The sequence below is a fragment of the Streptomyces sp. NPDC020299 genome, from assembly GCF_044387825.1.
GTDB lineage: Bacteria > Actinomycetota > Actinomycetes > Streptomycetales > Streptomycetaceae > Streptomyces.
Genome location: NZ_JBIRWL010000004.1, coordinates 321,379 through 347,441, shown reverse-complemented (window position 1 = coordinate 347,441; position 26,063 = coordinate 321,379). Strand labels below are relative to the sequence as shown.

The 26,063-nt window shown below is 70.9% G+C and carries 29 protein-coding genes; 14 read left to right on the top strand and 15 right to left on the bottom strand.

Annotated elements, in window-relative coordinates; all coding sequences use genetic code 11:
* Nucleotides 1–80 precede the first annotated feature (80 nt).
* Nucleotides 81–443 carry an arsenate reductase family protein gene (locus ACH45E_RS12985; RefSeq protein WP_361437674.1) on the bottom strand — a complete coding sequence of 121 codons (363 nt, stop codon included), beginning with the start codon at nt 441–443 and terminating at the stop codon, nt 81–83.
* Nucleotides 444–578: 135 nt separating this feature from the next.
* Here ACH45E_RS12985 and ACH45E_RS12980 point away from each other — a divergent pair, with 135 nt between their 5' ends.
* A complete protein-coding gene (locus tag ACH45E_RS12980; protein ID WP_361437672.1) occupies nt 579–833 on the top strand; it encodes a hypothetical protein in 255 nt (84 codons plus the stop codon).
* Between the two features lie 69 nt (nt 834–902).
* Here the strand turns inward: ACH45E_RS12980 and ACH45E_RS12975 are convergent, their stop codons facing one another.
* The gene (locus ACH45E_RS12975) at nt 903–2,084 is read right to left on the bottom strand and encodes a winged helix DNA-binding domain-containing protein (protein WP_361437670.1); all 1,182 of its coding nucleotides are present in this window, start codon (nt 2,082–2,084) and stop codon (nt 903–905) included.
* 66 nt (nt 2,085–2,150) lie between these two features.
* A complete protein-coding gene (locus ACH45E_RS12970; protein WP_361437668.1) occupies nt 2,151–3,806 on the bottom strand; it encodes an alpha/beta fold hydrolase in 1,656 nt (551 codons plus the stop codon).
* Between the two features lie 79 nt (nt 3,807–3,885).
* On the opposite strand from ACH45E_RS12970, the gene ACH45E_RS12965 reads away from it, so the two are divergent.
* Complete coding sequence (locus ACH45E_RS12965) at nt 3,886–4,176, top strand: hypothetical protein (RefSeq protein ID WP_361437666.1); 291 nt, start codon at nt 3,886–3,888, stop codon at nt 4,174–4,176.
* 33 nt (nt 4,177–4,209) lie between these two features.
* On the opposite strand, the gene ACH45E_RS12960 is transcribed toward ACH45E_RS12965, so the two are convergent.
* From ACH45E_RS12960 to ACH45E_RS12950, 3 genes are all read right to left on the bottom strand, one after another.
* Nucleotides 4,210–4,794 carry a hypothetical protein gene (locus ACH45E_RS12960; RefSeq protein ID WP_361437664.1) on the bottom strand — a complete coding sequence of 195 codons (585 nt, stop codon included), beginning with the start codon at nt 4,792–4,794 and terminating at the stop codon, nt 4,210–4,212.
* A gap of 2 nt (nt 4,795–4,796) precedes the next feature.
* Nucleotides 4,797–5,717, bottom strand: coding sequence for a zinc metalloprotease HtpX (gene htpX, locus ACH45E_RS12955; RefSeq protein ID WP_361437662.1), 921 nt, complete (start codon nt 5,715–5,717; stop codon nt 4,797–4,799).
* 107 nt (nt 5,718–5,824) lie between these two features.
* Nucleotides 5,825–6,082 (bottom strand): hypothetical protein, encoded by a 258-nt coding sequence (locus tag ACH45E_RS12950; RefSeq protein WP_361437659.1) that lies wholly within the window; start codon nt 6,080–6,082, stop codon nt 5,825–5,827.
* Between the two features lie 268 nt (nt 6,083–6,350).
* Here ACH45E_RS12950 and ACH45E_RS12945 point away from each other — a divergent pair, with 268 nt between their 5' ends.
* Nucleotides 6,351–6,611, top strand: a complete 261-nt coding sequence (locus ACH45E_RS12945; protein WP_361437657.1) for a hypothetical protein — start codon at nt 6,351–6,353, stop codon at nt 6,609–6,611.
* A gap of 68 nt (nt 6,612–6,679) precedes the next feature.
* On the opposite strand, the gene glnA is transcribed toward ACH45E_RS12945, so the two are convergent.
* Entirely contained in the window at nt 6,680–8,089 is a 1,410-nt protein-coding gene (gene glnA / locus ACH45E_RS12940) for a type I glutamate--ammonia ligase (protein WP_361437655.1), read from the bottom strand.
* Between the two features lie 223 nt (nt 8,090–8,312).
* Here glnA and ACH45E_RS12935 point away from each other — a divergent pair, with 223 nt between their 5' ends.
* Nucleotides 8,313–8,780 carry an RDD family protein gene (locus ACH45E_RS12935; protein ID WP_361437652.1) on the top strand — a complete coding sequence of 156 codons (468 nt, stop codon included), beginning with the start codon at nt 8,313–8,315 and terminating at the stop codon, nt 8,778–8,780.
* Between the two features lie 81 nt (nt 8,781–8,861).
* Here ACH45E_RS12935 and ACH45E_RS12930 read toward each other — a convergent pair whose 3' ends face one another.
* The 4 genes from ACH45E_RS12930 to lipB all read right to left on the bottom strand — a co-directional run bounded on the left by ACH45E_RS12930 (nt 8,862) and on the right by lipB (nt 12,351).
* Nucleotides 8,862–9,563: a DUF4191 domain-containing protein gene (locus ACH45E_RS12930; RefSeq protein ID WP_361437649.1), complete on the bottom strand. Its 702-nt coding sequence runs from the start codon at nt 9,561–9,563 to the stop codon at nt 8,862–8,864.
* Between the two features lie 71 nt (nt 9,564–9,634).
* A complete protein-coding gene (locus ACH45E_RS12925) occupies nt 9,635–9,835 on the bottom strand; it encodes a hypothetical protein (protein ID WP_361437647.1) in 201 nt (66 codons plus the stop codon).
* A 274-nt stretch (nt 9,836–10,109) separates the two neighbouring features.
* The gene (gene lipA, locus ACH45E_RS12920; protein WP_361437644.1) at nt 10,110–11,099 is read right to left on the bottom strand and encodes a lipoyl synthase; all 990 of its coding nucleotides are present in this window, start codon (nt 11,097–11,099) and stop codon (nt 10,110–10,112) included.
* A 454-nt stretch (nt 11,100–11,553) separates the two neighbouring features.
* Nucleotides 11,554–12,351, bottom strand: a complete 798-nt coding sequence (gene lipB / locus ACH45E_RS12915) for a lipoyl(octanoyl) transferase LipB (RefSeq protein ID WP_361437642.1) — start codon at nt 12,349–12,351, stop codon at nt 11,554–11,556.
* Between the two features lie 255 nt (nt 12,352–12,606).
* Here lipB and ACH45E_RS12910 point away from each other — a divergent pair, with 255 nt between their 5' ends.
* Nucleotides 12,607–14,043 carry a regulator gene (locus ACH45E_RS12910; RefSeq protein WP_361437640.1) on the top strand — a complete coding sequence of 479 codons (1,437 nt, stop codon included), beginning with the start codon at nt 12,607–12,609 and terminating at the stop codon, nt 14,041–14,043.
* A 59-nt stretch (nt 14,044–14,102) separates the two neighbouring features.
* Here the strand turns inward: ACH45E_RS12910 and ACH45E_RS12905 are convergent, their stop codons facing one another.
* From ACH45E_RS12905 to ACH45E_RS12895, 3 genes are all read right to left on the bottom strand, one after another.
* Nucleotides 14,103–15,461: an NAD(P)/FAD-dependent oxidoreductase gene (locus tag ACH45E_RS12905; RefSeq protein ID WP_361437638.1), complete on the bottom strand. Its 1,359-nt coding sequence runs from the start codon at nt 15,459–15,461 to the stop codon at nt 14,103–14,105.
* Nucleotides 15,462–15,623: 162 nt separating this feature from the next.
* Nucleotides 15,624–16,517 (bottom strand): TIGR01777 family oxidoreductase, encoded by an 894-nt coding sequence (locus tag ACH45E_RS12900; protein WP_361437635.1) that lies wholly within the window; start codon nt 16,515–16,517, stop codon nt 15,624–15,626.
* A 512-nt stretch (nt 16,518–17,029) separates the two neighbouring features.
* Nucleotides 17,030–18,202, bottom strand: a complete 1,173-nt coding sequence (locus ACH45E_RS12895) for a MarP family serine protease (protein WP_361437632.1) — start codon at nt 18,200–18,202, stop codon at nt 17,030–17,032.
* Between the two features lie 190 nt (nt 18,203–18,392).
* Between ACH45E_RS12895 and ACH45E_RS12890 the strand changes: the two genes are divergently transcribed.
* From ACH45E_RS12890 to ACH45E_RS12870, 5 genes are all read left to right on the top strand, one after another.
* Nucleotides 18,393–19,187 carry a peptidoglycan recognition protein gene (locus ACH45E_RS12890; protein WP_361437630.1) on the top strand — a complete coding sequence of 265 codons (795 nt, stop codon included), beginning with the start codon at nt 18,393–18,395 and terminating at the stop codon, nt 19,185–19,187.
* A 174-nt stretch (nt 19,188–19,361) separates the two neighbouring features.
* Nucleotides 19,362–21,413: a hypothetical protein gene (locus tag ACH45E_RS12885; protein WP_361437628.1), complete on the top strand. Its 2,052-nt coding sequence runs from the start codon at nt 19,362–19,364 to the stop codon at nt 21,411–21,413.
* Nucleotides 21,414–21,513: 100 nt separating this feature from the next.
* Nucleotides 21,514–22,533: an aldo/keto reductase gene (locus ACH45E_RS12880; protein ID WP_361437626.1), complete on the top strand. Its 1,020-nt coding sequence runs from the start codon at nt 21,514–21,516 to the stop codon at nt 22,531–22,533.
* Nucleotides 22,534–22,599: 66 nt separating this feature from the next.
* On the top strand, nt 22,600–22,833 hold the full coding sequence (locus ACH45E_RS12875) for a type II toxin-antitoxin system VapB family antitoxin (protein ID WP_361437624.1): 234 nt from the start codon (nt 22,600–22,602) through the stop codon (nt 22,831–22,833).
* On the top strand, nt 22,830–23,240 hold the full coding sequence (locus tag ACH45E_RS12870) for a PIN domain nuclease (protein WP_361437622.1): 411 nt from the start codon (nt 22,830–22,832) through the stop codon (nt 23,238–23,240). Before ACH45E_RS12875 ends, ACH45E_RS12870 begins: the two co-directional genes overlap by 4 nt.
* 91 nt (nt 23,241–23,331) lie before the next feature.
* Here ACH45E_RS12870 and ACH45E_RS12865 read toward each other — a convergent pair whose 3' ends face one another.
* On the bottom strand, nt 23,332–23,721 hold the full coding sequence (locus tag ACH45E_RS12865; RefSeq protein ID WP_361437620.1) for an ATP-binding protein: 390 nt from the start codon (nt 23,719–23,721) through the stop codon (nt 23,332–23,334).
* Nucleotides 23,722–23,834: 113 nt separating this feature from the next.
* Between ACH45E_RS12865 and ACH45E_RS12860 the strand changes: the two genes are divergently transcribed.
* From ACH45E_RS12860 to ACH45E_RS12845, 4 genes are all read left to right on the top strand, one after another.
* Nucleotides 23,835–24,617 carry a helix-turn-helix transcriptional regulator gene (locus ACH45E_RS12860; RefSeq protein WP_361437617.1) on the top strand — a complete coding sequence of 261 codons (783 nt, stop codon included), beginning with the start codon at nt 23,835–23,837 and terminating at the stop codon, nt 24,615–24,617.
* Complete coding sequence (locus ACH45E_RS12855; protein WP_361437615.1) at nt 24,614–24,814, top strand: DUF397 domain-containing protein; 201 nt, start codon at nt 24,614–24,616, stop codon at nt 24,812–24,814. The genes ACH45E_RS12860 and ACH45E_RS12855 overlap by 4 nt, the downstream gene beginning before the upstream one ends.
* A gap of 102 nt (nt 24,815–24,916) precedes the next feature.
* On the top strand, nt 24,917–25,753 hold the full coding sequence (locus ACH45E_RS12850; protein ID WP_361437613.1) for a hypothetical protein: 837 nt from the start codon (nt 24,917–24,919) through the stop codon (nt 25,751–25,753).
* A gap of 72 nt (nt 25,754–25,825) precedes the next feature.
* Nucleotides 25,826–26,020, top strand: a complete 195-nt coding sequence (locus ACH45E_RS12845; RefSeq protein WP_361437611.1) for a hypothetical protein — start codon at nt 25,826–25,828, stop codon at nt 26,018–26,020.
* Nucleotides 26,021–26,063: the final 43 nt, after the last annotated feature.

Genomic DNA, 26,063 nt, shown 5'->3' with positions numbered 1-26,063 from the left:
CGCCGCTATGTACGAGATACCGAACGGAGTTACTCAGTGGTCACCCGAGCCTTCTCAAGTGGTCTGCGTCACAGAGAAGTTCACTTCCTGGTCAGGGCGTCCTGCACGGCCTCGTCCGTACGGGCCACCACCGCCGTGCCGTCGTCCGCCGTGATGATCGGGCGCTGGATGAGCTTCGGGTGCTCGGCGAGGGCGGTGATCCAGCGGCCGCGCGCGGAGTCGTCCCGCGGCCACTCCTTGAGCCCGAGCTCCTTGGCGGCGGCCTCCTGGGTGCGGGTGATGTCCCACGGTTCGAGACCGAGCCGCTCCAGTACGCCCCGGATCTCGTCCTCGCTCGGTACGTCCTCCAGATAGCGGCGGACGGTGTACTCGGCGCCCTCGGCGTCGAGCAGGCTGATGGCGCTGCGGCACTTGGAACAGGCCGGGTTGATCCAGATTTCCATGGGGCCAACGGTACGCGAGAGTCTCGGCGAAGGGCCTTGTGGCCAGGGCCTTTTGTCAGTGGCGGGTCGTAGAATAGAAGCAGTGTTCGAGGGTGTTGCCGGGTCCCCGCGCAACGCCCTTACCGCGACAGGAGGATGCCTGTGCCCGCTGCCGCCCCGTCCGTCATGAAGCGCCCGCTGCCGCCTGGACGTCCCCGTGAGTGGTACGTCACCCACAACCGCCGCCTCAAGGCCATGCGCCTCGCCATCGCCCTGCTCGACTCCGGCGTCTATGTGCCGAACCAGGCTCGCGACGAGACGATCCGGAGCACGGCGGAGCGCATCGGAATCCACCCGCCGTCGGACACGACCTGCCACATGGTCAGGGCCCTGATGCGCTACTCACGCTGACCGCCGGCGCGACTGCCCGCAGCCGCCGTAGCTGCGGGCAGTCGCGCCCGGCTCTGCCCCGGGCAGCCGTCAAGCCGACAGCTCCCGTTCCAGCGGAGTCCGGAACCGCGGGGTCACCCTGGCATCGCCCAGCCACCCCCGCAGCCGTTCCGCCTCCGCCGCCACCGCGGGCTCGGCCGCGCGGCGTACCCCCTCGTCCAGGAACCGCCAGACGATCTCACCGGACGCCCGCTGAGCCCAGCCGCCCACGACGCGCCCGTCCCACCACACCGTCGGACCCACGTTCCCGCTGCCGTCGAACAGCGGTGGCCGGAACTCCGGCGCGAGGTACCAGTCCCGCTGCTGCCAGCCCATCGCCGTCGGGTCCAGACCCGGCAGGAGGGCCGCCCAGGGGGAATCCGGACCGGTGACGGGATCGGAATCGCCCGGGACGACGTACCCCACCCCCTCGTCCAGGGAGACCTCCTCCGCCCCGATCGCCCGCAGCGCCGCCCGTACGTCCGTCACGCGCCAGCCCGTCCACCACTTCAGGTCCGCCTCGGTCGCCGGACCGCACGCGGTGAGCCAGCGGCGCAGCAGAGCGGTGCGGGCCCCGGCGGGGTCCAGTTCGGGGTGTTCGGGTGCCACCGCCCAGCGGAACTGGCTCGAGGTCCAGGAACCGAGCGGCCGGCCGCGGACCACCTTGCCCTCCACACCCAGGAGACGCAGCAGGCGTCCGGAGACCGTGTGCATCGCCTCGTAGCTCTTGCCGGCCGCGTACACGAACTGCTCCCGCAACCTCGGTTCGTCCTGGGCCAGTTCCGCCGCCGTCGCCTGGCCGCGCCCGGCCAGCGCGGCCAGGGTCGACGCCTCCACCGCCGCCAGCCACGCCGCGTCCGGCCCGCCGCCCTTCGCCATGTCCTTGACCAGCGTGGCCCGGGCGCGCGCGGCCACGTCCAGGGCCGTCGACGCGTGCACCACCGCCGTCAGGTCCGCCGGGAACACGAACACCGTGTGCCGCATGCCGTGCATCCGCACCAGCGTGCGGTCCTCGTACAGCGCCCGCTCGGTCGTCGGCACGGTCCTCGCCGCCTCGGCCAGCCGCGCGCCCACCGCCACGAACACCGTCGCCGGGTCCGTGCCGTGCAGCGCCACCAGCGAGGCCGCGACCTCCTCGGGGCGCGTCGCCCGCTCCGTACCCGCCAGCCGGTGGCGCAGGGCCAGCCGGGCCCGCCGTTCCGCCGCGTCGATGTGACGCCGCCCGCCGCTCATCTTCGACCTCCGCCCGCCAGCCATCGGTGCTCGCGTTCATCTTCGCCGAGCCCACTGACAACACCCTCAGCCGTAGCGCTCCAGCAGGCCCCGGACGTACGCCTCCAGGCGTCCGGCCAGCACCTCTGGGGTCAGATCGGTCCGGCCCAGCTCGCGCCACGGACCGGCCAGTTTCGCGGCGTCGGGGGAGTAGGCCAGGGCGTCGAGGAGGCGCCAGTACAAGTGGTCCGGGCCGATGGCCAGTGGACGGCCGCCGTGGGCCTCGTAGCGGTCCCGGAACCCCAGGCCCTGCTCCGGGCCGTGCAGCAGCGCCAGGGCGGTCGAGCAGTGGGCGACGTCGAGGTCGGCGGGGCCCCAGGAGGTCTCCACCCAGTCCACCACCCCTGACACCCGCAGCTCCTCGCCCGCACCGGTGAACAGCACGTTCCCCGGGTGGAAGTCCCGGTGCAGGAAGCAGCCCTCGTACGGTGGCGGCTCACGCCGGATGACGTCCACGGCCCGGTCCCACAGGTCGCCGACGGGAGTGCGCACGCGTTCCGGGGAGGTCCACGCCTGGTACGGGCGAGGCCGTTCAGCCGGAACCACCCGGTGGATCCGGACCAATTGCGCGGCGAGCAGGTCCAGACGGCGCTCCAGCTCCGCCGCGCCCGGCTCGTCGGCCCTGACCTCGCCGGGCAGCCTGGTCGTCAACAGGGAGGGATGGTCGCAGTGTTCGGCCGTGGCGTCCACCGCCACCAGGGCAGGGGCCGGGATGCCGTCCGCACCGGCGAGCAGCGTCAGCACGGCGGCCTCGCGGACCAGTAGACCGGGTGCGTGGCGACGGAAGAAGGGCTTCACGAAGGTGCGCAGGACCAGCCCGGTGCCGTCGTCGAGGGTGAGCCCGCGCATCTGGGCGCTCCAGCCGCCCCGCAGGAAGCGGGAGCCGGTGACCGCACGGCCCTCGGGCAGTTGCTTGGCCGCCCAGCCCAGGGTGGCCGTCCAGCCCCGGTCGCCGAGACCGGTCAGCAGGGCGTCCGCGAAGTCCCGCCGGTCGTCCGCGTGGTCCCGGAACCACAGGCCCAACCGGTGCTCCGCGTCCGGGAGTTCGAACGTGGTGAACTGGGCGTGCGCGGAGAGCGCGTCCTGGACGGCCTCCGTCACCTCCGGCGGGATGACCGCCTCCGTGCCGGGCACCGCGAGCACCGCCCGGCCCGCGTAGGCCCGCAGCGTCTCCAGGGCGGCCGACCGGCGCCAGCCGCCGGGCGTCCGGATGATCCCGCTGAACCGCCCGTCCCCGTCGCCGAAGGGCACCTCCCACGCTTCCGGGGCGTACACCGCGGGAGCGCACAGCCCCAGGGCGGCCACCCGGTCCCCGTAGTACCGGGCGAGGTCCGCCACCGTCTGGCCGCTCATGCTGAACCCGACCAGCACCAGCGGCTCGGCCGCCGGAACCCGCGCGTCGATCACCGCGACCGCCTGCTCGAAGCGCCGCCGCAGGCTCAACTCCCGCAGCGCGCCGGTGCTGTTGCCGTGCCCCGAGAAGTCGAGGGCGAGCCCGCGGCAGCCCCGGGCGACGAACTCCCCGAGCAGCGGCCGCAACCGCTCCTCGCTGCCCTGGCCGGCACCGTGCAGCAGGACCACGGCGGCCCGGCCGGGCCCTCCGCCCTGGACACCCGCGAGCAGCTCACCGTCGTACGCGTACGTGAAGGGGGTGAGGGAGGAGAGATCGGTCATGGCGCCCATTCACTCACGGAAAACGGGATGCACGCCCAGTGATCGGCTCCCTACGCTGAATGCGAACCCACGGAAACGGAGGCCCGAGATGGGCACCATCGTCATGTCCGGGGCGGTCGTCCTGGTCGTCCTGGGATTCGGAAACCACACCTGGTGGCTCGCCGCGGCCGCCCTGCTCTTCCTGTACGTGCGGTACGGCGTGAGCGCGTCCTCGGCATCGTCCCCGGGCGGTGCGGCCCCGTCCGCCGGGGCAGCGGGTACGCCCGCCACGTACCGGGCGTACCGCGAGCGCCGTGACACACAGGCCAAGTGGGAGCGCCGCTACCGCCGCGAGCGCCCCTTCGAGGCCCGCCGCCAGGAGCGCGAGAAGAAGAGCTGAAGCAGCGCTGACAGGCCCGGCGGGAGCCCCCGGTCACAGGCCGGGGGCTCCCCACACCGGGAACCAGCGGCTCAGGTCCTGCTCGATGCGCAGGTCGTCGGCGAGGGCCGCCTTGACCCGCAACTCGAGGGCGTTGTCGCGTCGCTGGGACGTGCCGGGCAGCGGGGCGAAGGGGTAGAAGGTGCCCCGCTTGTAGAGGTACACCAGCGCCAGCCGGCGGTCCGAGTCGTCCCGGAAGCCCGCCAGGGAGCACAGCAGTTGCGGGCCGAAGCCGTTGACCTCCATGGAGCTGTTCACCGCGTGCAGGTCGTTGACCAGCTGGGGCAACTGGTCGGGGGTGCGCTCGGAGACCAGCCAGGAGTAGCCGTAGTCGTCCTGGCGGAGCTCCACCGGTGGGCCGGTGCGGTCCGTGTCCGCGTCGAGGAGCGCCTGGACCTCCCGGTGCGTCTGCTCGAAGGCCGCGCCCTCGACCGTCGCGAAACACACCGCGCCGCCCCCGGTCGGCGTGAACCCGGCCGCGGCCTGAAGGGTCACGGCCGCCGAGGGCAGCGCGAACAACTGGTCCAGGTCGGGGGCGACCGGCTTCGTACGGCCGAGCAGGATGTCCAGGAGCCCCATGCTCACCCCGCCTTGCCCGGCCGCGCCGCCTCACCCAGCTCGCCGGAGATCCGGGCCAGCTGCTCCAGCCGCTGCTCCAGGCTGGGGTGGGTGGAGAAGATCCGGGACAGCCCGGGCTCGGAGCCCAGCGCGGGGGTGAAGTAGAAGGCGTTGAAGGCCTGGGCCGTGCGCAGGTCGTCGGTCGGGATCCGGGCGATGTCGCCGGTGACCTTGGTGAGCGCGGCGGCCAGCGCCGACGGACGGCCGGTCAGCAGCGCCGCCGCGCGGTCCGCGGCCAGCTCCCGGTAGCGGGACAGTGCCCGGATGAGCAGGAAGCTGATGGCGTAGACGGCCGCCGAGACCGCCATCACACCGGCGAGTACGGCAGCGGTGTTCTGGTCCCTGCGGCCCCCGCCGAACAGGCCGGAGTAGAACGCGAACCGCACGATCAGGCCCGCGATCACACCGAGGAACGAGGCGATCGTGATCACCGCGACGTCCTTGTGCGCCACGTGCGACAGCTCGTGCGCGAGCACGCCCTCAAGCTCCGCCGGTTCCAGCCGTCTGAGCAGCCCGCTTGTCACGCAGACCACGGCGTTGTCGGCGTTCCGCCCGGTCGCGAACGCATTCGGCATGTCCATGCTGGACACGGCGACGACCGGCTTCGGCATGTCCGCCATGGCGCACAGCCGGTCGATCACCGCGTGCAGCTCGGGATACTCCTCCCGCTCCACGACCCGCCCGTGCATCGCGAACAGCGCGATCCGGTCGGAGAACCAGTACTGGGCCCCGAGCAGCGCCGCCGCGACCACCGCGACCAGCACCCAGGACTTCAGCAATACGATCAGCGCGGCGACGAACCCCACGTACAGCAGGCCCAGCAGGAACAGCGTGAGCCCCATGCGCGCGGTCAGCCGCCGGTCGCTCCGGAAGCGGCTCTGCATCTTGCATCACCCCGCAGTCAGGCACTCGTCCCGCTGTCCAGTGTGCACCCGCGGAATCCCATGAAGAGGTCCCGAACGGTCCTAGGAGCCGCAAAGGTCCCGGTGAGTCACCGGTAGGCCCGCATCTGCGCGTAACCGAGCAGAACGATCACCCCGGCCACACAGCCCAGCACCACGGCCGTCGATATCCACGACGACCGGCGCGGCGCCACGGGGCCCGGGTCCGCGCGGAACGGTGCCGGGTCCGGCGGATTCTCCTTCCACCGGGCGGCCAGCATCCGGGCCCGGGCGGACGGCTCCTTGTGCTCGGCCGACCTCGCCCATCTGTGGTCGAACTCCCGCTCCCAGTCGTCCTGTTCAGCCATCCCCGTACAACCTCTCTCGTCCGTCGGTGTCGGGAGGGATGCTCCCCCGACAGTAGGAAGCCTGGGAGGCCCGGAAGGTTGCACGGGATGCCGGGTGGTCGATGCACGGCTAGGCTTTTCAGGTGAGAGCCGCTTAGGGGGCTGCGTTCAGCCCTGCTTCTGTACCCGGGCGGCACCACCTACGACCGCGCCGACTCCTAGTCCGGCGGCCGCGGCCATCCGTCTCGTGCCCAGAAGACCGCACGAGGGGATGGAAGGAGGTTCACTCATGAAGGCACAACGCGCGAGGCGACTCTTCGCGGTCTCCGCGATCAGTGTTCTGATGGCCGGCGGCGCCACGATCGGGGCGGCGGGCGTGGCCTCGGCAGCGGCCCCGTCCAAGGCGACCAAGGCACCGACCAACTTCGGCTGCTTCGACCGCAGCAACCGCTTCTTCAACAACTGCGGATTCAACAGCGGCTTCGGCTTCAACAACGGCTTCAACAACGGCTTCAACACCGGCGGCTTCGTGGTGATCGTGGTCAGCTGAGAGCGCCAACGGCGAGGGCCGCCACCCGTGGGGGTGGCGGCCCTCGACCATCTCGGGTCAGGCCCGGATCACACGTCGAAGTACAGCTCGAACTCGTGCGGGTGCGGACGCAGCTGCAGCGGAGCGATCTCGTTCGCACGCTTGAAGTCGATCCACGTCTCGATCAGGTCGGACGTGAAGACGTCACCGGCGAGCAGGAACTCGTGGTCGCGCTCGAGGGAGTCGAGGACGGCCGGGAGCGAGGTCGGGACCTGCGCGACGTTCGCGTGCTCCTCGGGAGCCAGCTCGTAGAGGTCCTTGTCGATCGGCTCGGCCGGCTCGATCTTGTTCTTGATGCCGTCCAGGCCGGCGAGCAGCAGGGCCGAGAAGGCCAGGTACGGGTTGCCGGAGGAGTCGGGCGCGCGGAACTCGACGCGCTTGGCCTTCGGGTTCGAGCCCGTGATCGGGATACGCATCGCGGCGGAGCGGTTGCGCTGCGAGTACACCAGGTTGATCGGCGCCTCGAAGCCCGGCACCAGACGGTGGTAGGAGTTCACCGTCGGGTTGGTGAAGGCCAGCAGCGACGGGGCGTGCTTGAGGATGCCGCCGATGTAGTAGCGGGCCATGTCCGACAGGCCGGCGTAGCCCTGCTCGTCGTAGAACAGCGGGTCGCCGTTGCTCCACAGCGACTGGTGCACGTGCATGCCCGAGCCGTTGTCACCGAAGATCGGCTTCGGCATGAAGGTCGCGGTCTTGCCGTTGCGCCAGGCGACGTTCTTCACGATGTACTTGAAGAGCTGAAGGTCGTCGGCGGCGGCGAGCAGCGTGTTGAACTTGTAGTTGATCTCGGCCTGGCCGGCGGTGCCGACCTCGTGGTGCTGGCGCTCGACCTTCAGGCCGTTCTTCTCCAGCTCCAGGGAGATCTCGGCGCGCAGGTCGGCGAAGTGGTCGACCGGCGGGACCGGGAAGTAGCCGCCCTTGTAGCGGACCTTGTAACCACGGTTGTCCTCGAGGGCGCCGGTGTTCCAGGCGCCCGCCTCGGAGTCGATGTGGTAGAAGGACTCGTTCGCGGTGGTCGCGAAGCGGACGGAGTCGAAGACGTAGAACTCCGCCTCGGGACCGAAGTACGCGGTGTCCGCGATCCCGGTGGAGGCGAGGTACGCCTCGGCCTTCTTCGCCACGTTGCGCGGGTCGCGGGAGTACTGCTCGCCCGTGATCGGGTCGTGGATGAAGAAGTTGATGTTGAGGGTCTTGTCGCGGCGGAACGGGTCGACCCGGGCGGTCGACAGGTCCGCGCGCAGCGCCATGTCGGACTCGTGGATCGCCTGGAAACCGCGGATCGACGATCCGTCGAAGGCGAGCTCCTCGTCCGGGTCGAACGCCTCGACGGGCACCGTGAAGTGCTGCATGACGCCCGGCAGGTCGCAGAACCGGACGTCGACGAACTTGACGTCCTCGTCCGCGATGAACTTCTTGGCCTCGTCGGCGTTCTGGAACATCCAGCTCCTCCTACTCCCGGCCGTTCCCGTGCCGGGGTGGTAGTTCGTAAGTGCGGCCAGTGCGGTGGCACACGCTGACCTCGACCCTAGGGACGGGTGATTTCTCGGGCGTGACCCATTTGTTTCGCAGAAGTTAACCGGTCCTCGTTCCACCGTAGCCCCGACCACCCCCTGAGACACCCCGCCGTCCGGCGGGCATATACGGGCGCAGTACCGTGGACGGGTGGACAACAGGCAAGCAATCGGATCGTGGCTTTCCGGGCCCCGTGCGGCCATGGAAGACGCCGGTGCCGACTTCGGGTACCGGGGCGAGCAGCTCGGTCTCCCCGAGGACGGACCGGGCTCGATCGCCCGTCCGGGGCGGCGGCTGGGAGCGCTGGCCGTGGACTGGGCTCTGTGCGTCTTGATCGCATACGGTCTGATCACGCACGGCTACAGCCCCGCCACCAGCAACTGGGCCCTGCTCGTCTTCCTCGTCCTGAGCGTCCTGACCGTCGGCACGGTCGGCTTCACGCCCGGTAAGCGCCTCTTCGGCATCCGCGTGGTCGCCGCGGACAGCGGCCGCGTCCAGCCGCTGCGCTCCCTGGTCCGCACGATCCTGCTGTGCCTGGCGATCCCGGCCCTGATCTGGGACCGCGACGGCCGCGGGCTGCACGACCGGCTGGCCAGGACGGTCGAGGTCCGCATCTAGTTCGAGTACGACGTTCGAGTACGACGATGGGGCGCCCGGAGTGATCCGGGCGCCCCATCGTCGTACTCGAACGGGAGAAACTCAGCGGCCCTTCGGCCCGCCGCGCGGCATCCGCATCCCCTTGGGCATCGGGCCCTTCGGCAGCGGCATATTGCTCATCAGGTCGCCCATCGCGCGCAGCCGGTCGTTGGTGGCGGTGACCTGGGGGCCGGTCAGGACCCGCGGGAGCTTGAGCATCGTCGTGCGCAGCTTCTTCAGCTCGACCTGGCCCTCGCCCGTGCCGACGATGATGTCGTGCACCGGCACGTCCGAGACGACGCGGTTCATCTTCTTCTTCTCGGCGGCCAGCAGGCTCTTCACCCGGTTCGGGTTGCCCTCGGCGACCAGCACGATGCCGGCCTTGCCGATCGCGCGGTGCACCACGTCCTGGCTGCGGTTCATCGCCACCGCGGGGGTGGTCGTCCAGCCCCGGCCGACATTGTCGAGCACGGCCGCGGCGGCGCCCGGCTGGCCCTCCATCTGGCCGAAGGCGGCCCGCTCGGCCCGGCGGCCGAACACGATCGCCGTCCCGAGGAAGGCGAGCAGCAGGCCCAGAATGCCGAGATAGATGGGGTGCCCGATCAAGAAGCCGATCGCGAGGAAGACACCGAGGATGCCGATGCCGACGGCTGCGAGTACAAGACCGATCTTCTTGTCGGCCTTGCGGGTCATCTTGTAGGTAAGGGCGATCTGCTTCAGTCGCCCCGCATTCGCAGCGTCCGCTGCGGTTTCCTTCCTCGCCATGCCCCGAAGTCTACGTGGCCCCGGGAGCGCCCACGACGGCAGTGTCCGGGCGGGTGCGATTCAGGGGGTGCTCAGGGGCGGGGGGTGAGTGTCTGCTCGAGGACGCGCTGCGCCTCGACCCGGTCCTTGGCGCGGCGGCGGTCCTCCAGGACGGAGGTCCAGGCGTTGCGGCGGGCGGTGCGCTGGCCGCCGCTCATGAGCAGGGACTCGACGGCTCGGAGTGCGTCGGTGAACGACGGGATGGCGGTGGCGCGAACGGGCGCGGCCTGCATGTGGAGGTCCCCCCTCTGTACGGCTGCGGATACGGGGTGTACGTGGCGTGAGTCCAGCGTCACTGATTGGTGTTACCAGGGTGTGACCGACCGGTCAAACGGCAATGAAGCCTCGTTGGACCAGGTAGAAACGACGGCGCGGTCCTGACGGGCGTCCTCATCTGCGAGGACTGTCAGGACCGCGTCGTATCGGTCACTACTGGCCGGTAGTTCCTTGTGCGTGAATTCACACGCTTGTCCGGCGCCCGGACGGAGCAACCGGGAAGACCGCGGGTCAGACGGCCTGCGAGGCGATGGAGGCGGCCCCCCGCTGCGGAGCGGCTGATTGACGCTGTTCGATGGCCATCTTGTAGAGACGCCCGGCGCGGTACGAGGAGCGGACCAGCGGACCGGACATCACGCCGGAGAAGCCGATCTGCTCGGCCTCCTGCTGCAGCTCCACGAACTCGTGCGGCTTGACCCAGCGCTCCACCGGGTGGTGGCGCACGCTCGGGCGCAGGTACTGCGTGATGGTGATCAGCTCGCAGCCGGCCTCGTGCAGCTGCTTCAGCGCGTCGCTGACCTCCTCGCGGGTCTCGCCCATGCCGAGGATCAGGTTGGACTTGGTGACCAGGCCGTAGTCGCGGGCGTCGGTGATGACCTTCAGCGAGCGGTCGTAGCGGAAGCCGGGGCGGATGCGCTTGAAGATCCGCGGGACGGTCTCGACGTTGTGAGCGAAGACCTCGGGCCGCGAGGAGAAGACTTCTTCCAGCAACTCGGGGACGGCGTTGAAGTCGGGAGCCAGCAGCTCGACCTTCGTCCGGCCGCCTTCGCGGCCCTCGGTCTGCTGGTGGATCTGCCGGACCGTCTCGGCGTACAGCCAGGCGCCGCCGTCCTCCAGGTCGTCGCGGGCGACGCCGGTGATGGTGGCGTAGTTCAGGTCCATGGTGACCACGGACTCGCCCACGCGGCGCGGCTCGTCACGGTCCAGCGCCTCGGGCTTGCCGGTGTCGATCTGGCAGAAGTCACAGCGCCGGGTGCACTGGTCGCCACCGATGAGGAAGGTCGCCTCCCGGTCCTCCCAGCACTCGTAGATGTTCGGACAGCCGGCTTCCTGGCACACGGTGTGCAGCCCCTCGCTCTTCACGAGGTTCTGCATCTTCGTGTACTCGGGCCCCATTTTCGCCCGCGTCTTGATCCACTCGGGCTTGCGCTCGATGGGGGTCTGGCTGTTACGGACCTCCAGGCGCAGCATCTTGCGTCCGTCGGGGGTGACTGCGGACACGACCGGCTCCCTGTAGCTTCGATTCTTCGGCGTACACCAGAGTACGCCCGTACCAATCCAGCCCCACCGGCGCGTGGGGGCGGGGGTCTGCGGGGCGGAGCCCCGGTGCGGCGCGGGGCGGCACCCCGCGGGGTTCGAGGGGCGGAGCCCCTGTCGGGGTGCGTTGTCCCAGCGGCGGGGCCCCTGGGGGTGCGGGGCAGTGGTTTGTTTGAGGCGCGAAGCCTCCGGCCGCGGGTCGCAGCCCCAGCGGGGTGCAGAGGCGCAGCTCCAGGCGGGGTGCGGGGCGGCGCCCTATGGGGTTCGAGGGGCGAGGCCCCTGACGGGGTGCAGGGGCGGAGCCCCGCGGGGGTCCAGGGGGCGTAGCCCCCGGTGGGGTCGAAGGGGCGGAGCCCCTGGGGATGGGAATGGGTAGGGGCGGCGGGGGCGAGGAAACCCCCGGGCTGCGCCCCCGGCGCTACGCCGGCGCCCGCTCGATCTCCCGCGGCTTCAGCTCCGCACCCTCGAGCACCTCCCGCAGGTGCCGCTCGACCACCGGCAGCACCTCCCCGATCGTCACGTCACGGTCCAGCTCGCCGGCGAGCGAGGCCACCCCGGCATCCCGGATCCCGCAAGGGATGATCTTGTCGAACCAGCGGTTGTCGGGGTTCACGTTGAACGAGAAGCCGTGCATCGTGACCCCCTTGGCCACCCGGATCCCGATCTGCGCGATCTTCCGGTCCTCACGCCGCTGCCCGGCGTTGGACGGCGCGTACTCGGGCCCGTTCAGCCGCGGATCGAACTGGTCGTCGGTCAGCCGCGGGTCGAAGTCCAGCGCCAGCCCCCCGAGCGCCGGCCGCCGCTCGACCGGATCGCCGAGCACCCACACCCCGCTGCGCCCCTCGACCCGGGTCGTCTCCAGGCCGAACTCCGCACAGGTACGGATCAGCGCCTCCTCCAGGCGCCGCACGTGCGCGACCACGTCCACCGGCCGCGGGAGCTTCTGGATCGGGTAGCCCACCAGCTGCCCCGGCCCGTGCCAGGTGATCTTGCCGCCGCGGTCCACGTCGATGACGGGAGTGCCGTCGAGAGGCCGCTCGCTGTCCTCGGTGCGCCGTCCCGCCGTGTAGACGGGGGGGTGTTCGAGGAGCAGGACCGTGTCGGGGACCTCGTCCGCGAACCGCGCCGCGTGCACCCGGCGCTGCTCGTCCCAGGCCACCTGGTAGTCCACGGCCTCGGCACCGAATCCCATGCGGACGAACCGCAACTCACTCACGGCAAGCGCCTCCCTAGAAGCTCGTCAGGCACGTCACGCGCCCACGCCACTGTACGTCCGGCCAGTTCGGTCGCCACGCGTCAGCCCGGGGGTCAATCCTCACACGATCGGATGAATGCACGTCAAAGTATGTGATCAGCTGTTCACTCTCCGCTACATTCGCGCCGTTCACGAGGCCATAAGGGCTGCTCACAGGCAATCCGGGCGCAAGCGGCCACACTGCTTGGGTCCGAAAGGCAGGAGACCGCACCGCAGATGACGGACCGACCCGCGCAGCGCACCCCCAACCGACAGCTCGCCGCGCTCATCGCAGAAGCGGGGTTCTCCAACGCGGGGCTGGCCCGTCGCGTGGACCAGCTCGGTCTCGAACACGGGCTGGACCTCAGATACGACAAGACATCGGTGACCCGATGGCTGCGCGGCCAGCAGCCGAGGGGGACCACCCCCGCTCTCATCGCCGAGGTCTTCACCCGCCGCCTCGGCCGCCGCCTGACCGCCCAGGACCTGGGCCTGGACGCCTGCGCACCGGTCTACGCGGGCCTGGAGTTCGCGGCGAGCCCCGAGGAGGCCGTCGACATCGTCAGCGGGCTGTGGCGCAAGGACTCCGGCAGCCACGCCGAGCTGCGCAAGATCGCCTTCACCCCGGCCGGCCTCGTCGTGCCCAGCCGGGACTGGCTGATCGGCCGGCCCGACGACAAGGTGGCCCGCGGCGAGCCGCCCGTCCGGGTGCCCGTGCAGGGCCGCCCGGTGGTGCCCCGCCAGCGCGGGCAGGCCGAGCGCGGCGCCGGCCAGAAGGTCACCGGCGGCGACATCGCCGCACTCCGCTCCGTCGGCGAGCTCTTCCGCACCCTCGACGACGCCTACGGCGGCGGCCACGCCCGCCAGGCCCTGGTCCGCTACCTGGAGCACGAGTGCGAGCCGATGCTCCGCGGCACTTACGGCGAGCAGACCGGCCGCCGCCTGTTCGCCGCCGCCGCCGACCTCACCCGTCTCGCGGGCTGGACCTCGTACGACATCGCCGCGCACGGCCTCGCCCAGCGCTACTTCGTACAGGCGCTGCGGCTCGCCCAGGCGGCCGGGGACCGGACCTACGGCTCCTACGTGCTGGTCACCATGAGCCGCCAGGCCGTCTACCTCGGGCACGGCCGCGAAGCCGTCCAGCTGGCCCGCGTGGCGCAGCAGGGCGTCGGGAGCAGCGCCCCCCCGGTCGTACAGGCGCTGCTGCACGCGTCCGAGGCGCGGGCGCACGGCGTGCTGGGGGAGGTGCGGGCGTGCACCGGCGCGCTGGTGCGGGCCGAGCGCGCCCTGGAGACGGCCCGGCCCGGGGACGAAGTGCCGTACTGGGCGCGCTTCTTCGACGAGGCGCAGCTCGCCGACGAGTTCGGTCACTGCCACCGGGACCTCCAGCAGTTCCGCGCCGCCGCCCAGCACGCCGAGCGCTCCCTGCAGCTGCGCGCCCCCTCGTACGCCCGCAGCCGGCTGTTCTGCCGGGTCGTCCTCGCCACCGCCCGCCTCGGCCTCGGCGAACTCGACCAGGCCTGCGCGCTGGGCGCGGAGGCGGCCGGGCAGGCGGCGGAGATGCGCTCGGTCCGGGCGATCGAGTACGTCAAGGAGTTCGAACGCCGGCTGGAGCCGTACAAGGACGCGGCGCCGGTCAGGGGCTACCGCGACAAGATCGCGGCGCTCGGGTGAGCCCCTGACCCGCCCCTGCCCCGACCCTGACCCGCCCCTGTCCCTTCCGGGTCCCGGGATCAGGCCGCCTTCCGCAGGGTGGCCGGCGGGTCCGCCCGGTGCATCGAGCCCGCCGCCCCCAGGTCCGTCAGGACCGCGGCGGCGGCCCGGTGGGCCGAGTGCAGCGCGCCCTGGACGGTGCTGGTGTCTCGGTGGTCGCCGCACACGTACAGCCCCGCCATCAGCCGCACCGGCCGCCGCAGGTCGTGCGGCGGGCGCATCGCGGGGACGGCCTCGGCCGTGTGGTGTACGGCCAGGGTCTCCCAGCGGCGCGTCGAGGTGCCGTACAGCCGGGACAGATGCATACGGACGGCGGTGTCGACGCCCTCGGGAGGACTGCCGAGGACGGTCGAGGAGACCAGCGCCCGGCCCGCGGGCGCGCGGCTCGGGTCGACCTCGCTGACCACCGCGGTGTGCGCGACGGGGCCGCCGCGGTCGGCCTCCAGCAGGAGCGAGGCGCCCGTCGTCGGCGGCTCGTCCGTCGTGTGGTGGACCACCGTGACGGGGTGGAAGTCCGGCACGCGCAGTCCGGGCAGCAGTTCGGCCGCGGCACGCGCGTCGGTCGCCAGCAGGACCGCGCGGCAGCGGAACTCGCCGTGCTCGGCGGTGGTCACGACCGTGGTGGCGACGGAGGTGGCCCGGACCCCGGTGTGCACGGTGCCGGGGGGCAGGGACCGCGCCAGCAGTTCCGGCAGCACATCGGCACCGCCCTCCGGCACGCACAGCAGGCCGCTCGCGAAGGAGCGCAGCGCGAGGTCGGCGCACCGGCTGGAGGTGGTCAGCTCCGGGTCGCACAGCAGGGCGGCGAGCAGCGGGCGCAGGAAGCCGTCGATGGTGCGGGCGGGCACCCCGCGGGCGGCGAGGGCCTGGGCGGCGGGGAGTTCGGGGCGGGCCAGGATGCGTTCGACGGGCGTACCGGCGATCCGGACCAGAGCAGCCTGGAGGCGGGCCTGGTCGACGGCGCCGCCGACCGGTGCGCCGGTCTTGCGCACGGGCGACACGGCCGTGCTCCTGGGGGCGCTTGCCAGGGCGCGTACAGCATGGAGTGCGCCCCTTGCGCTCCCTCCGACCGCCGGTGCGCCCGCGCGCTGCCGGCGGCCGTCGCGGTGCAGCAGGACGCCGGGCGCGAAGGGGCGCAGAACGAGGGCGTCGAGCCCTGGTGTCAGGCGTAGTTCCGGATACGACGTGGACAGGAACTGGCCGATCCGGTCGAGCCGGAAACCGTCGACCTTCTCCGTCGACATGCGGCCGCCCACGTCAGGGGCGGCCTCCAGGACCGCGGTCGTCACTCCTGCGCTGGTCAGCCGATGTGCCGCCGAGAGACCGGCGATCCCGGCTCCCACGATGACGACGTCCACCTGGTACACGGGCTCAAGCACGAGGCCCTCCTCGAGGTTGTGCGGCCGGTGGAGACGTCATGCCCCCAACAGGCTCCAGGGATACCCGAGTTCAGCTCGAGGCTAGGGCCCTTATCGGTCAGAGGCAGTCGCGCATGGACAGGGCACGGTCGCACGGCGGTCGCATATGGTCACAGGAGTTCATCAGGCCGCCCGGATCGCGTCCTCGATCCCCGGAAACGCGAAGGTGAACCCCGACTCCAGCAGCCGCTTGGGCACCACCCGTTGGCTGCCCAGCACGTCCCCCGCCATCTCGCCCAGCGCGGCCCTGAGCACCGGCGCCGGGACCGCGAACGCCGTCGGCCGGCGCAGCACGCGCCCCATGGCCTCGGTGATCTCCCGGTTGGTCAGCGGCTGCGGGGCGGTCAGGTTGAACGGCCCCGACAGCCCGTCCCCGGCGATGAGATGGCGCAGCGCGGCCACCTCGTCGTGCAGCGCGATGTACGACCAGTACTGCCGCCCGTCGCCCATCCGCCCACCGAGCCCGGCCTTGAACAGCGGGAACAGCCGCCCCCACGCGCCGCCGCCGCGGGCCACCACCAGCCCGGTCCGCGCGAACACCGTCCGCACGCCCGCCTCCTGCGCGGGCGCGGTGGCCTCCTCCCACTCCGTGCACAGCGACGGCAGGAAACCGTCCCCGGGCGGGGTGTCCTCGTCGGCCACCCGGTCCCCGGTGTCGCCGTAGATCCCGATCGCGCTGCCGTTGACCAGGACACGTGGCGGCTCCTCGAGCGAGGCGACGGCCTCCGCCAGCGCCGCCGTGCCCAGCACCCGGCTCTCCCGGATCCGCTTCTTGTAGTCCTCGGTCCAGCGGCGGTCGCCCACGCCCGCCCCGGCCAGGTTGACCACCGCGTCGCAGCCGATGAGCCCGGCCGCGTCCACGTACTGCCCCTCGGGGTCCCAGCAGACCTCGTCCTCGCTCCGGGCCGCACGGCGGACCAGGCGCACCACCTCGTGTCCGTCGGCGGTCAGGGACCGCACCAGAGCGCTGCCGATGAGACCGGACGCGCCGGTCACCGCGATGCGTGATCGTTGCATGCCGCCCATCCTGCCCGTTGTCCGCGTGAAAGCCCCGTGAAGATCTCCTGGGGCCTGTCTGGCAATGGCCGTCGTCTCCCCGGAGGGCGGGCCTTACGGAGGCCCGCCGACGCGGAGCCCGGCGCACTGCGCGTACTCGGGCACAACACCGTTCCTGTGGACTGAGTAGGAGTCAGTCCTCTCAGCCGCACGCCCCGAACGGTTGTGGGCGCACTGGTCCCCGGCGTACTCGACCCCGGGGCAGCGACACGGATCCTGTCCGTGGTCCGATCCCGGGAGGCCGGTTCCCTCACGACCTGGCCAGATGGGTGCGGCCAGAGGCGACGGGGAGGCCCCGAACCATCACTCCGGTGGAGCGGGGGCCCCGCACGCTGGCGCCGTACCCGGCGTCCCAGATTGCGTCATCACCGTAGCCCAAACAGCCCAGGCCGCCGCAAGCCCGGAAGCAGACCATCACACGATCGAGGTAAAACACCCGTAGACGTGCTCCCTGGCCAGCAAACAAGCCGGGGTCAGGAGGTGACCAGTTCCCCGGTGTCCACCGGCGTTGTCGCGTCCTTCGCGCGCGCGGCGTCGGAAGACACCTCGTCCGCCGTCAGCACGTACCCCGTCTCGTCGTCCGAGGTGGAGCGGGCGAAGACCACGCCGTACACCCGGCCACCGCTGGTCAGCAGCGGCCCGCCCGAGTTGCCGGGCCGGACCGTCGACCGTATGGAGTAGATCTCGCGGGTGACGGTGGCGTCGTTGTAGATGTTCTGGCCGGTCGCCTGCACCCGGTTCGCCACCGTGGCCGCCTGGAGGTTGAGGTCGCCGTCCTGCGGATAGCCCGCGACCACCGCCGAGTCACCGCGCGAGGCCTTGTCGTCGAAGCGCAGCACCGGGGCACGCAGATACGGCACGTACAGCACCGCCACGTCCCGGTTCGGGTCGAAGAGCACCACGCGCGCGTCGTACGACTGCCCGACGCCCCCGATGCGTACGGTCGGGTCGTCGATGCCCGCCACCACGTGGGCGTTGGTCATCACATGCTCCGGCGCGTACACGAACCCGCTGCCCTCGCGTCCCTGCGTGCCGGAGACACCCTCGATCTTCACCGTGCTCGTCTTGGCGGCGTTCGTCGCCTTGCGCGTCACACTGTCCCCGGAGGGCTTGGCCACCCGGGCCGTCGACTCGTTCTCGAAGGGGTTGAAGACCTGCGGGAAGCCCGCCTCCGTGAGGGCGGACGTCGCCCGCGAGAACCACGTCGGCGTGGTGTCCGGCATCGCGTTCTGCACCGCGCCCAGCAGCGCCGAGTCACGTATCGCCGTCGTCACCGTCAGGGACGAGGACGCCCCCAGCACACTCGCGGCCACCCACGCCACGATCAGCACGGCGACCGAGTTCGCCGCAGCCCCGCCGACCCCGTCGGCCACCCGCAGCGGACCCTCGTCCAGCTCGCGCCGCAGCCGCAGCGCCAGCTCGTGCCCCACCACGCCCGGGACCAGCACCGTCAGCACCGCGGCGACGGTCGCCGCCGGGGTCCCGCGGGTGACGAGGTCCATCACCCACGGCAGCACCCACACACCCACGACCGCCCCGCCCACGAACCCGGCCAGCGAGACGCAACCGGCAACCAGCCCACGCCGGTATCCGGAAGCCGCGTAGGCCAGGATCACCAGCGCAAGCACCAGGTCGAGCAAGTCCACGGAGCCGCCTTTCTCTCGGAACCCCCTAATACGGGTGGGACGGGCCCAGTGATCAGTTACACGCACCCGGCACCGCTGGATCCGGCCACGTGTGCGTGTACCCCCAGAAACGTCCTGGACCAGGACGATGGTTCCGCCAGGTGGCACATCGCACATCGCGGACGCAGCGGACCCCGCCGACATTGGGGCCATGGACGCACGCGCCGCCGCCCGCACCGTGCTGGGCTGCCTGCCCGGCCTCGCCGCCGTCATCGCGCCCGCGCTGTGCGCCCGGGGGGTCGAGGACGCGGTCGCCGAGGCGCGGCACGCCCGGACCACGGCGGCCCGCTCCGGCGCGGGCCAGGCGGATCCCGTGGTCCACCACCGCGCCGCCCGCCCGCGCATCATGCCGCGCACGGCATGGCTGGACATCGCCATCGCCCGGCACACCCAGCCGCCACCGCGCTACGACGACAAGGTCGTCGCCGTCTTCGTCCACCACACCGACTCGCCCAACGGCTACGCCTGCGCCGACACGCCCCGCATCATCCGCGACCTCTACTCCGGCCAGACCGGCGCCCGCAGCTGGGACGACCTCGGCTACAACTTCCTCGTCGACCGCTGCGGCACCATCTACGAGGGCCGTGCCGGCGGCGCCGACCGGGCCGTCACCGGCGCCCACACCCTGGGCTTCAACCACCGCACCGCCGGCATCGCCGCCCTCGGCACCTTCACCGCCGGGGTCCCCGTCCCGCGGGCCATGACGGACGCGATCGCCGCACTGACCGCCTGGAAGCTCGGCCTGGCCGACATCGACCCGCGGTCCCGGGTGGCCCTGGTCTCCAGCAACAGCTACAGCCGCTTCAAGAGCGGCACCACGGCCACCCTCCCCGCCGTCGCCGGCCACAACGACGGCTATATGACGACCTGCCCGGGCGCGGCCCTCACCGCGAAACTCCCGGCCATCCGGGAGACGGCGGCACGACTTCAGGGCCGGCGAAAGTAGAACGTCCGCTTCCGCATTCTCCGCATTACTCAACGGAAGATGAACTATTTCTGTCGCCCAGGTGTACAACCATTCGCCCCCCGTCCCTGTCGAACTGGCCAAACAAGCGAGAAGACAGAATTCCGGGGGGAATCCTTGTCCAGGCCGATCCGTTGGCTTTGCGCTGCCCTGCGGGTGCGCGGGAAGACCGAGCTATTCCTGGTGCTGCTGTTCGGCGCCGGTTTCGCGGCGCTGCCCGTCTTCGCCCTGCTGCCGTCCCTGTGGGGATTCGCCGCGGCTTCGGCGGTGACGTACCTCGCGGACGAGGTGCTGCACGCCCGCGCCCCCGGCTTCGTGCGCCGGCTGGCGACGCTCCAGCTCAGCCGCACCATGCGGTTCGCCATCAGGACGGTGATGCTGCTCGCCCTGGCCGACCGGATGGACGCGCCGGACGCGGTGCTGATCGCCGGACTGGTCGTCCTCAGCGTCCACTTCGCGCTCGTCATGCTGTACTCGGCGCTGCACCGCGCCATCAGCATCCGGCGCGGCCTGCCCGTGGTCGTACGCAACCTGGACATGAGCGGTGCGGGCATCCCGCAGAGCCCGCCCGCCCTCCTCTACCGGCGCGTCCTGCGCAAGCTCCTCCACCTCGACCTGCCGGCCCACGCGGGGCTGCTGGCCGCGCTGGCGACGGGGGAGCGGTACCCGGCGGCCATCGGCTACGCGCTGACGACCGGCCTGTCGGTCGCGGCGGTACTGGCCCTGCTCCGGCACTTCCGCGCGGCCCGCCGGACCCCCGGCCGGGACGAGATGATCGCCGAGGTCAACCGGCAACTGGCCGGCTACCGCCCCGAGGTGGCCCTGTACTTCAGCTTCGCCGCCGTCTCCCGGGACTTCATGTACCAGGTCAACATGTGGATCGAGACGCTGGAGCAGCTCGACCGCCGCCCGGTGATCGTCCTTCGCGAGAAGGCCTCGTTCCGTCACCTCAGCCGTACCTGGATCCCGGTCGTCTGCGTGCCCAAGGCCGACGACCTGGCCGAGCTGGACCTGTCCGGCGTCCGCGTCGTGCTCTACCCCGGCAACGCCGGCAAGAACGTGCACATGCTGCGCGTCGCCGAGGCCAAGCACGTCTTCATCGGTCACGGCGACAGCGACAAGCTCGCCAGCAGCAACCGGGTCAGCAAGGTCTACGACGAGATCTGGGTGGCCGGCCGGGCGGGCCGCGACCGCTACCAGCGCGTACGCCACGCCATCAGCGACGAGTCCATCGTCGAGGTGGGCCGCCCCCAGCTGTCCCCGATCCGCCTGCACGCCGACCACACGCCCGGCCCGCTGCCCGTCGTCCTGTACGCCCCCACCTGGGAGGGCTGGAGCGACGACGACTGCCACACCTCCCTGATCCCGATGGGCGTGCCCCTGATCGAGAAGCTCCTCACCGAGAACGTCCGCGTCCTCTACAAGCCCCACCCCCTCACCGGCAAGCGCTCGCCGGAGGCAGCCGCCGCCGACCAGGCCATCCGCGCCCTGCTGCGCGCCGACAACGAACAGCGGGACGCCGAGCGGACGGAGGCCGCGGTGACCGCCGCCACGCCCCGCCTCCAGGAGATCCAGGCCCGCCTCGACGAACTGTCCGGCCGCGGCGAGGGCGACTACACCCAGCAGACCCGCGACGCCCGCATACCCGACCGCGGCGGCGCCGCCGAGTGGCAGGCCCTGCGCGCCGAGTGGCACCGCGTCTTCTGGGAGTCCCGCGGCCCCGTCCGCCACAACGTCGTACTCAGGCAACTCCCCACCCTCTACGAGTGCTTCGACCAGGCGGACATCCTCATCAGCGACGTCTCCTCCGTGGTCGCCGATTTCGTCGCGAGCCTCAAGCCCTATGTCCTGACCAATGCCCACGATCTTCCCGACGAGGAATTCCGCGCCGCGTACACCACGGCGGGCGGCGCGTATCTCCTGGACCGCGACTGCACGCGCCTACCGGAAATTCTGGACGCGGTGCGCGCACCCCACCACGACCCCATGGCCGCCGATCGCCGCACCCTGAAGGAATACGTTCTGGGCCCGGATCACCCGACTTCCATGGAGCAATTCAATACGGCCGTCAACGCTTTGGCCGAGAAAGCGGTACGCGACCTCACCGATCCCCACCCGGACCCGCACGCGGACCCCGACCGGGTGTTCCCGCAGCAACGAACCGCTTCCGCCGGAGTGCCGGACCTGGGCCGGGCGGGCAGCGCCTGAGCAAGCCGACGGCCGCTGCGCTTGCGTAAGCGGAACCTTGTTCCGTATGGTTCCGGAACAAGGTTCCGCTTATTCGCGATGCCAGGAGGCACGACACGTCATGCAGTACCGCACCTTGGGCCAGACCGGCGTGCAGGTCAGCACCCTCGCGCTCGGCGCGATGAACTTCGGCACGATCGGACGCACCACCCAGGACGAGGCCACCGCCCTCGTCGACGCCGCCCTGGAGGCGGGGATCAACCTCATCGACACCGCGGACATGTACAGCGACGGCGAGTCGGAGGTGATGGTCGGCAAGGCCATCGCCGGCCGCCGCGACGACATCGTGCTGGCCACGAAGGCGGGCATGCCGATGAGCGAGGAGCGCAACCACCAAGGCAGCTCGCGCCGCTGGCTGATCACCGAACTGGACAACAGCCTGCGCCGCCTCGGCGTGGACCACGTCGACCTCTACCAGATCCACCGCTGGGACCCGAGGACCAGCGACGAGGAGACGCTCTCGGCCCTGACCGACCTGCAACGTGCGGGCAAGATCCGCTACTTCGGCTCCTCGACCTTCCCCGCACACCGCATCGTGCAGGCGCAGTGGGCCGCCCGCGAGCACCACCTGAGCCGTTACGTCACCGAACAGCCCAGCTACTCGATCCTCCAGCGCGGCATCGAGACCCACGTCCTGCCGGTGACCGAGCAGTACGGCCTCGGTGTCCTGGTGTGGAGCCCCCTGGCCTCGGGCTGGCTGTCGGGCGCGGTCCGCGAGGGTCGCGACATCACCACCAGCCGCTCGACCTTCATGCCACAGCTCTTCGACACCACCGTCCCCGCCAACCGCGCCCGACTGGACGCCGTCGAGCAACTGGCCAAGCTCGCCGACGAGGCCGGCCTGACCATGATCCAGCTGGCCCTGGGCTTCGTCACCACCCACCCCGCCGTCACCAGCGCCCTCATCGGCCCCCGCACCCTGGACCACCTGCACACCCAACTGGCCGCCGCCGACACGGTCCTCTCCGCCGACCTCCTCGACGCGATAGACACGATCGTCACCCCCGGCACGGACCTGGCCCCCCACGAGAAGTTCGACACTCCGCCGGCCCTACTGGACCCGACCCTGCGGCGCCGCTGAAACGCCCAGGCATGTTGGCGATGTACCATGTTCATGTACATCGCCAATACGAGAGGGTTGATCAGCGTGTCCGTGACTCAGATCGACCTCGACGACGAGGCGCTGGCCGAGGCCATGCGGCTCATGGGTACCACGACCAAGAAGGAAACCGTCAACGTTGCCCTGCGTGACTACGTGGCACGGATCAAGCGGCTGGAGGCTGCCGAGCGGCTGGCCGAGCGAGGAGCCCGGGGCGAGTTCGAGCAGGCGTCGGCTGCGTACAACGCGATGAAGCGTGCGCGGCGGACGGCCTTCGAGTGATCACCTACCTGCTCGACACCTCGGCGCTGTGGCACTTGTTCCGTACCCCCGGAGCACTAGGGTCCTGGGAAAGTCACATCGCCGCCGGCATGTTCCACATCTGCGAGCCGACGCGCGTCGAGTTCCTGTACTCGGCCACCGGTCCGTCTCACCGGGACGAGCTGGCCGAGGAGCTGGACACGTTGTGCCATCTCTGCCCCGTCCCGAAGAACGCCTGGCGCTGGGTGGACACCGCTCAGTACAAGCTGACGCAGCAGGGTCAGCACCGCGCGGCCGGAGCGATCGACCTGCTCGTCTGTGCCACCGCGGTTCACCACGGGCACACCGTCCTCCACGTGGACAACGACTACGCCACCGTGGCCGGGGTGCTCAAAGAGCTTCAGCACAGGGATGCCCGTTCCAGGTGAAACGCGCGGCACGGTCGTTGTGCGGTGGCCGGCGCATGCGGACTGGCCCCGTCCAGCGGGAGCGCCTGAGCAGGCGCCGGCCGGTACGGCCTCAGCGCAGCTGGGCCCAGACCCGCTTTCCGTCCTGGCTCGGCGTGACGCCATGCAGATCTGCCATGGCCGCGATCAGGAACATGCCTCGGCCCGTTTCCCTCTCCCAGTCGGGTTCCGTGTGCCAGACCGGCAGGGTGGGGGAGCGGTCCTCCAGCGAGAGCTGGACGCCGCCCTCCGGGAGCGTGCGCAGTCTGAGCTCGCATTCGGGGGAGTCCACGTGGCGGTGCACGTTCGCCAGTATCTCCGTCACGCACACCGTCGCCGCGTCGACCAGATCGGCGTGTCCCCAGTCCCGTAGGTGCGCGACGACGGTACGGCGGATGGCCGCGAATCCCTCAGGTTCAGCCAGGAGTTGGAGCACCACTTCGGGTGGCGATTGCGTTTGCATGCCCTCACCGTGCGTGACAAGTGGCTAGCCTCGCCAGTACCGGCAGGGGCACACAACGCGGTGTGCAGATGAGGGGGTTCGCTGTGAGCAATGGTGCTGAGGGTTCTTCCAGCATGCGTATGTTCGGCGCGGTGGCGCGGGCCCTGCGGGAGGCGCAGGGCGGTACGCGGGAGCAGTTCGGGGAGTACGTCGGGTATTCGGCGTCGCAGGTGGCGATGGTCGAGCGGGGGGAACGGATGCCGAGTGCGCAGTTCGTCGCCCGCGCGGGGGAGTTCCTGAACGCGCGGGAGGCCATTGAGGCGGCTGCGGCGCATCTGGAACGGCGTAGGTATCCGTCGTGGTTCGACAACTACGTGGAGCGGGAGGCCGAGGCCATCAGCCTGTGGTCGTATGACACCCATGTGATCATGGGGCTTGTGCAGACCGAGGAGTACGCCCGGGCTGTGCTCAGCGCCCGTGTGCCGGTGCTATACGACGAGGAGATCGAGCACCGCGTGTGTGCTCGCATGGCACGGCAGGCGGTCCTCACCCGGGTGCCGCCCGTGTCCTTGGCGATGGTCATCGAGGAGTGGGTGCTGAGGCGCCCAGTGGGTGGACAGGCCGTTCTGCGGAAGCAGTTGGAACGACTGCTGGAGCTGACGGCGAAGCGGAACATTTCGATCCAGATCATGCCAACCGCGGTTGAGTCGCATGCCGGGTTCAATGGTGCCTGGACGCTGCTGGAGACGCCCGGACGGGAATGGGCGGCGTACGTTGAAGGGCAGGCCGGAGGTCTTGTGATCGAGGACCGCGAAGAGGTGAGCGAACTGGTCACGCGGTTTGGCATGATCCGGTCTCAGGCCCTCCCGCCGGGAGAGTCCGCGAAGCTGATCGAGGGGATGGCGAGCGTGCTATGAGCACAGAGCCTTTGACGTGGTTCAAGTCCAGTTACAGCGGCGACGCGGGGGGGCAGTGCCTCGAAGCCGCCCTCGAACCCTCCGCCCCCACCGTCCACATCCGCGACTCGAAAGCCAAGTCCCACCCCACCCTCGCCTTCTCGGCGTACGAGTGGACGGCTTTCGTGCAGTTCGCCGCCCGGACGGCGGTAGAGTAATCGCGTCATCACGCTCCGTGCGCCAACACGGAGCGGCCCCCAGTGGTGCGCCAACACCGGTCTGAGGGCCTTCACCGACGAGTGGAAGAACGGTCCACCGCGATGCTCAAGCATGCTATCCCTCCCGCCCGGTTCTTCTCCCAGACGCCGAACGAGATCATCAGGCATCCTCGGCTCAACGGGACCGCCGTGCGGCTGCTCCAGTGGGCACTGTCTCTTCCCGAGGGCTCTCGCGAGACCGTCCAGAGCATCGGCGAGAAGATGCCGGAAGGGCGCCTTGCGGTGCGCAAGGCTCGGCGGCAGCTCGAAGAAGAGGCCTACCTTCACACCCGGCGGACGCAGGACCCGGAGACCGGGCGCTGGTCCACGCAAGTGCTTGTCTCCAACGTCGCGTTGACGACCGACGCCGAGATCGCTGCCGCCTTCAACGGCGTACGGGCTCCGAGTGACCAGGACCCGCCCGCCGGTGACGTGGCCGGTCAGGCCGTCGGCGCATCCCCTATCGGGGAGAACACCGAGGAGAACACCTCCAACCCGGCCGCCGCGGCCTTCCTGATCCGGCTCGGCGATCACACCCCCGCCCTTCGGCTCGGTGCCCGTGAGGTCGAGCGGCTCGCGCCCCTCGTCGCGCGCTGGCTCGCTACGGCCGGTGCCACGGAGGCCGAGCTCCGGCATGTCCTGACCGTCGACCTGCCCCGGCCTGTGCGGGCCCCGGCGGCTCTTCTCGCGTACCGCCTGGAGAACCGGACACCCGCGCCACGCACACCGGTCGAGCGGCCGGGCGAGTGCGGAGAGTGCCGTGATCCGCTGCCCCGGGGCGCGGGGGCGGGCATCTGCCGACGTTGCGCGGGACTGGTCCCGTCGCCTCCGACCGCACAAGCCCCGGTCGCACTCCGCGGCATCGCCCTCGTCCGGGCCGCGCTCACAGGTTGCTCGTAGGTGGCTCACTGATCCCGCTGAGCGGGGCGCCATAGCGTCAGGGGTACGCACTGACCGAAGGTGGGGATCAAGATGAGCACCGAGATGAAGAAGAGTGCCTGGACCGTCGTCTGCGCCGTCGCCGCGGTCGTCCTCGGGCCGGCCGCCGTCACGGCGTCCGCGCTCGAGCAGGCCAACGCGGCGCCGATGCACCACACGGTGCGGGCCGAGCAGCCGCAGGCGTACATCCCGGCGGACAGCACCAACCGGCGTCGCGCCGCCGCGTGAGCCTCAGCAGTATCGAGGCCCCGCGCGCGGAGGCCGGCTGCTG

What these genes read in the sequence shown, in the direction of transcription:
- ACH45E_RS12985 (WP_361437674.1), bottom strand. Translation starts at nt 443, where the DNA reads ATGGAAATCTGGATCAACCCGGCCTGTTCCAAGTGCCGCAGCGCCATC.
- ACH45E_RS12980 (WP_361437672.1), top strand. Translation starts at nt 579, where the DNA reads ATGCCTGTGCCCGCTGCCGCCCCGTCCGTCATGAAGCGCCCGCTGCCG.
- ACH45E_RS12975 (WP_361437670.1), bottom strand. Translation starts at nt 2,084, where the DNA reads ATGAGCGGCGGGCGGCGTCACATCGACGCGGCGGAACGGCGGGCCCGG.
- ACH45E_RS12970 (WP_361437668.1), bottom strand. Translation starts at nt 3,806, where the DNA reads ATGGGCGCCATGACCGATCTCTCCTCCCTCACCCCCTTCACGTACGCG.
- ACH45E_RS12965 (WP_361437666.1), top strand. Translation starts at nt 3,886, where the DNA reads ATGGGCACCATCGTCATGTCCGGGGCGGTCGTCCTGGTCGTCCTGGGA.
- ACH45E_RS12960 (WP_361437664.1), bottom strand. Translation starts at nt 4,794, where the DNA reads ATGGGGCTCCTGGACATCCTGCTCGGCCGTACGAAGCCGGTCGCCCCC.
- htpX (WP_361437662.1), bottom strand. Translation starts at nt 5,717, where the DNA reads ATGCAGAGCCGCTTCCGGAGCGACCGGCGGCTGACCGCGCGCATGGGG.
- ACH45E_RS12950 (WP_361437659.1), bottom strand. Translation starts at nt 6,082, where the DNA reads ATGGCTGAACAGGACGACTGGGAGCGGGAGTTCGACCACAGATGGGCG.
- ACH45E_RS12945 (WP_361437657.1), top strand. Translation starts at nt 6,351, where the DNA reads ATGAAGGCACAACGCGCGAGGCGACTCTTCGCGGTCTCCGCGATCAGT.
- glnA (WP_361437655.1), bottom strand. Translation starts at nt 8,089, where the DNA reads ATGTTCCAGAACGCCGACGAGGCCAAGAAGTTCATCGCGGACGAGGAC.
- ACH45E_RS12930 (WP_361437649.1), bottom strand. Translation starts at nt 9,563, where the DNA reads ATGGCGAGGAAGGAAACCGCAGCGGACGCTGCGAATGCGGGGCGACTG.
- ACH45E_RS12925 (WP_361437647.1), bottom strand. Translation starts at nt 9,835, where the DNA reads ATGCAGGCCGCGCCCGTTCGCGCCACCGCCATCCCGTCGTTCACCGAC.
- ACH45E_RS12910 (WP_361437640.1), top strand. Translation starts at nt 12,607, where the DNA reads ATGACGGACCGACCCGCGCAGCGCACCCCCAACCGACAGCTCGCCGCG.
- ACH45E_RS12900 (WP_361437635.1), bottom strand. Translation starts at nt 16,517, where the DNA reads ATGCAACGATCACGCATCGCGGTGACCGGCGCGTCCGGTCTCATCGGC.
- ACH45E_RS12890 (WP_361437630.1), top strand. Translation starts at nt 18,393, where the DNA reads ATGGACGCACGCGCCGCCGCCCGCACCGTGCTGGGCTGCCTGCCCGGC.
- ACH45E_RS12880 (WP_361437626.1), top strand. Translation starts at nt 21,514, where the DNA reads ATGCAGTACCGCACCTTGGGCCAGACCGGCGTGCAGGTCAGCACCCTC.
- ACH45E_RS12865 (WP_361437620.1), bottom strand. Translation starts at nt 23,721, where the DNA reads ATGCAAACGCAATCGCCACCCGAAGTGGTGCTCCAACTCCTGGCTGAA.
- ACH45E_RS12860 (WP_361437617.1), top strand. Translation starts at nt 23,835, where the DNA reads ATGCGTATGTTCGGCGCGGTGGCGCGGGCCCTGCGGGAGGCGCAGGGC.
- ACH45E_RS12855 (WP_361437615.1), top strand. Translation starts at nt 24,614, where the DNA reads ATGAGCACAGAGCCTTTGACGTGGTTCAAGTCCAGTTACAGCGGCGAC.
- ACH45E_RS12850 (WP_361437613.1), top strand. Translation starts at nt 24,917, where the DNA reads ATGCTCAAGCATGCTATCCCTCCCGCCCGGTTCTTCTCCCAGACGCCG.
- ACH45E_RS12845 (WP_361437611.1), top strand. Translation starts at nt 25,826, where the DNA reads ATGAGCACCGAGATGAAGAAGAGTGCCTGGACCGTCGTCTGCGCCGTC.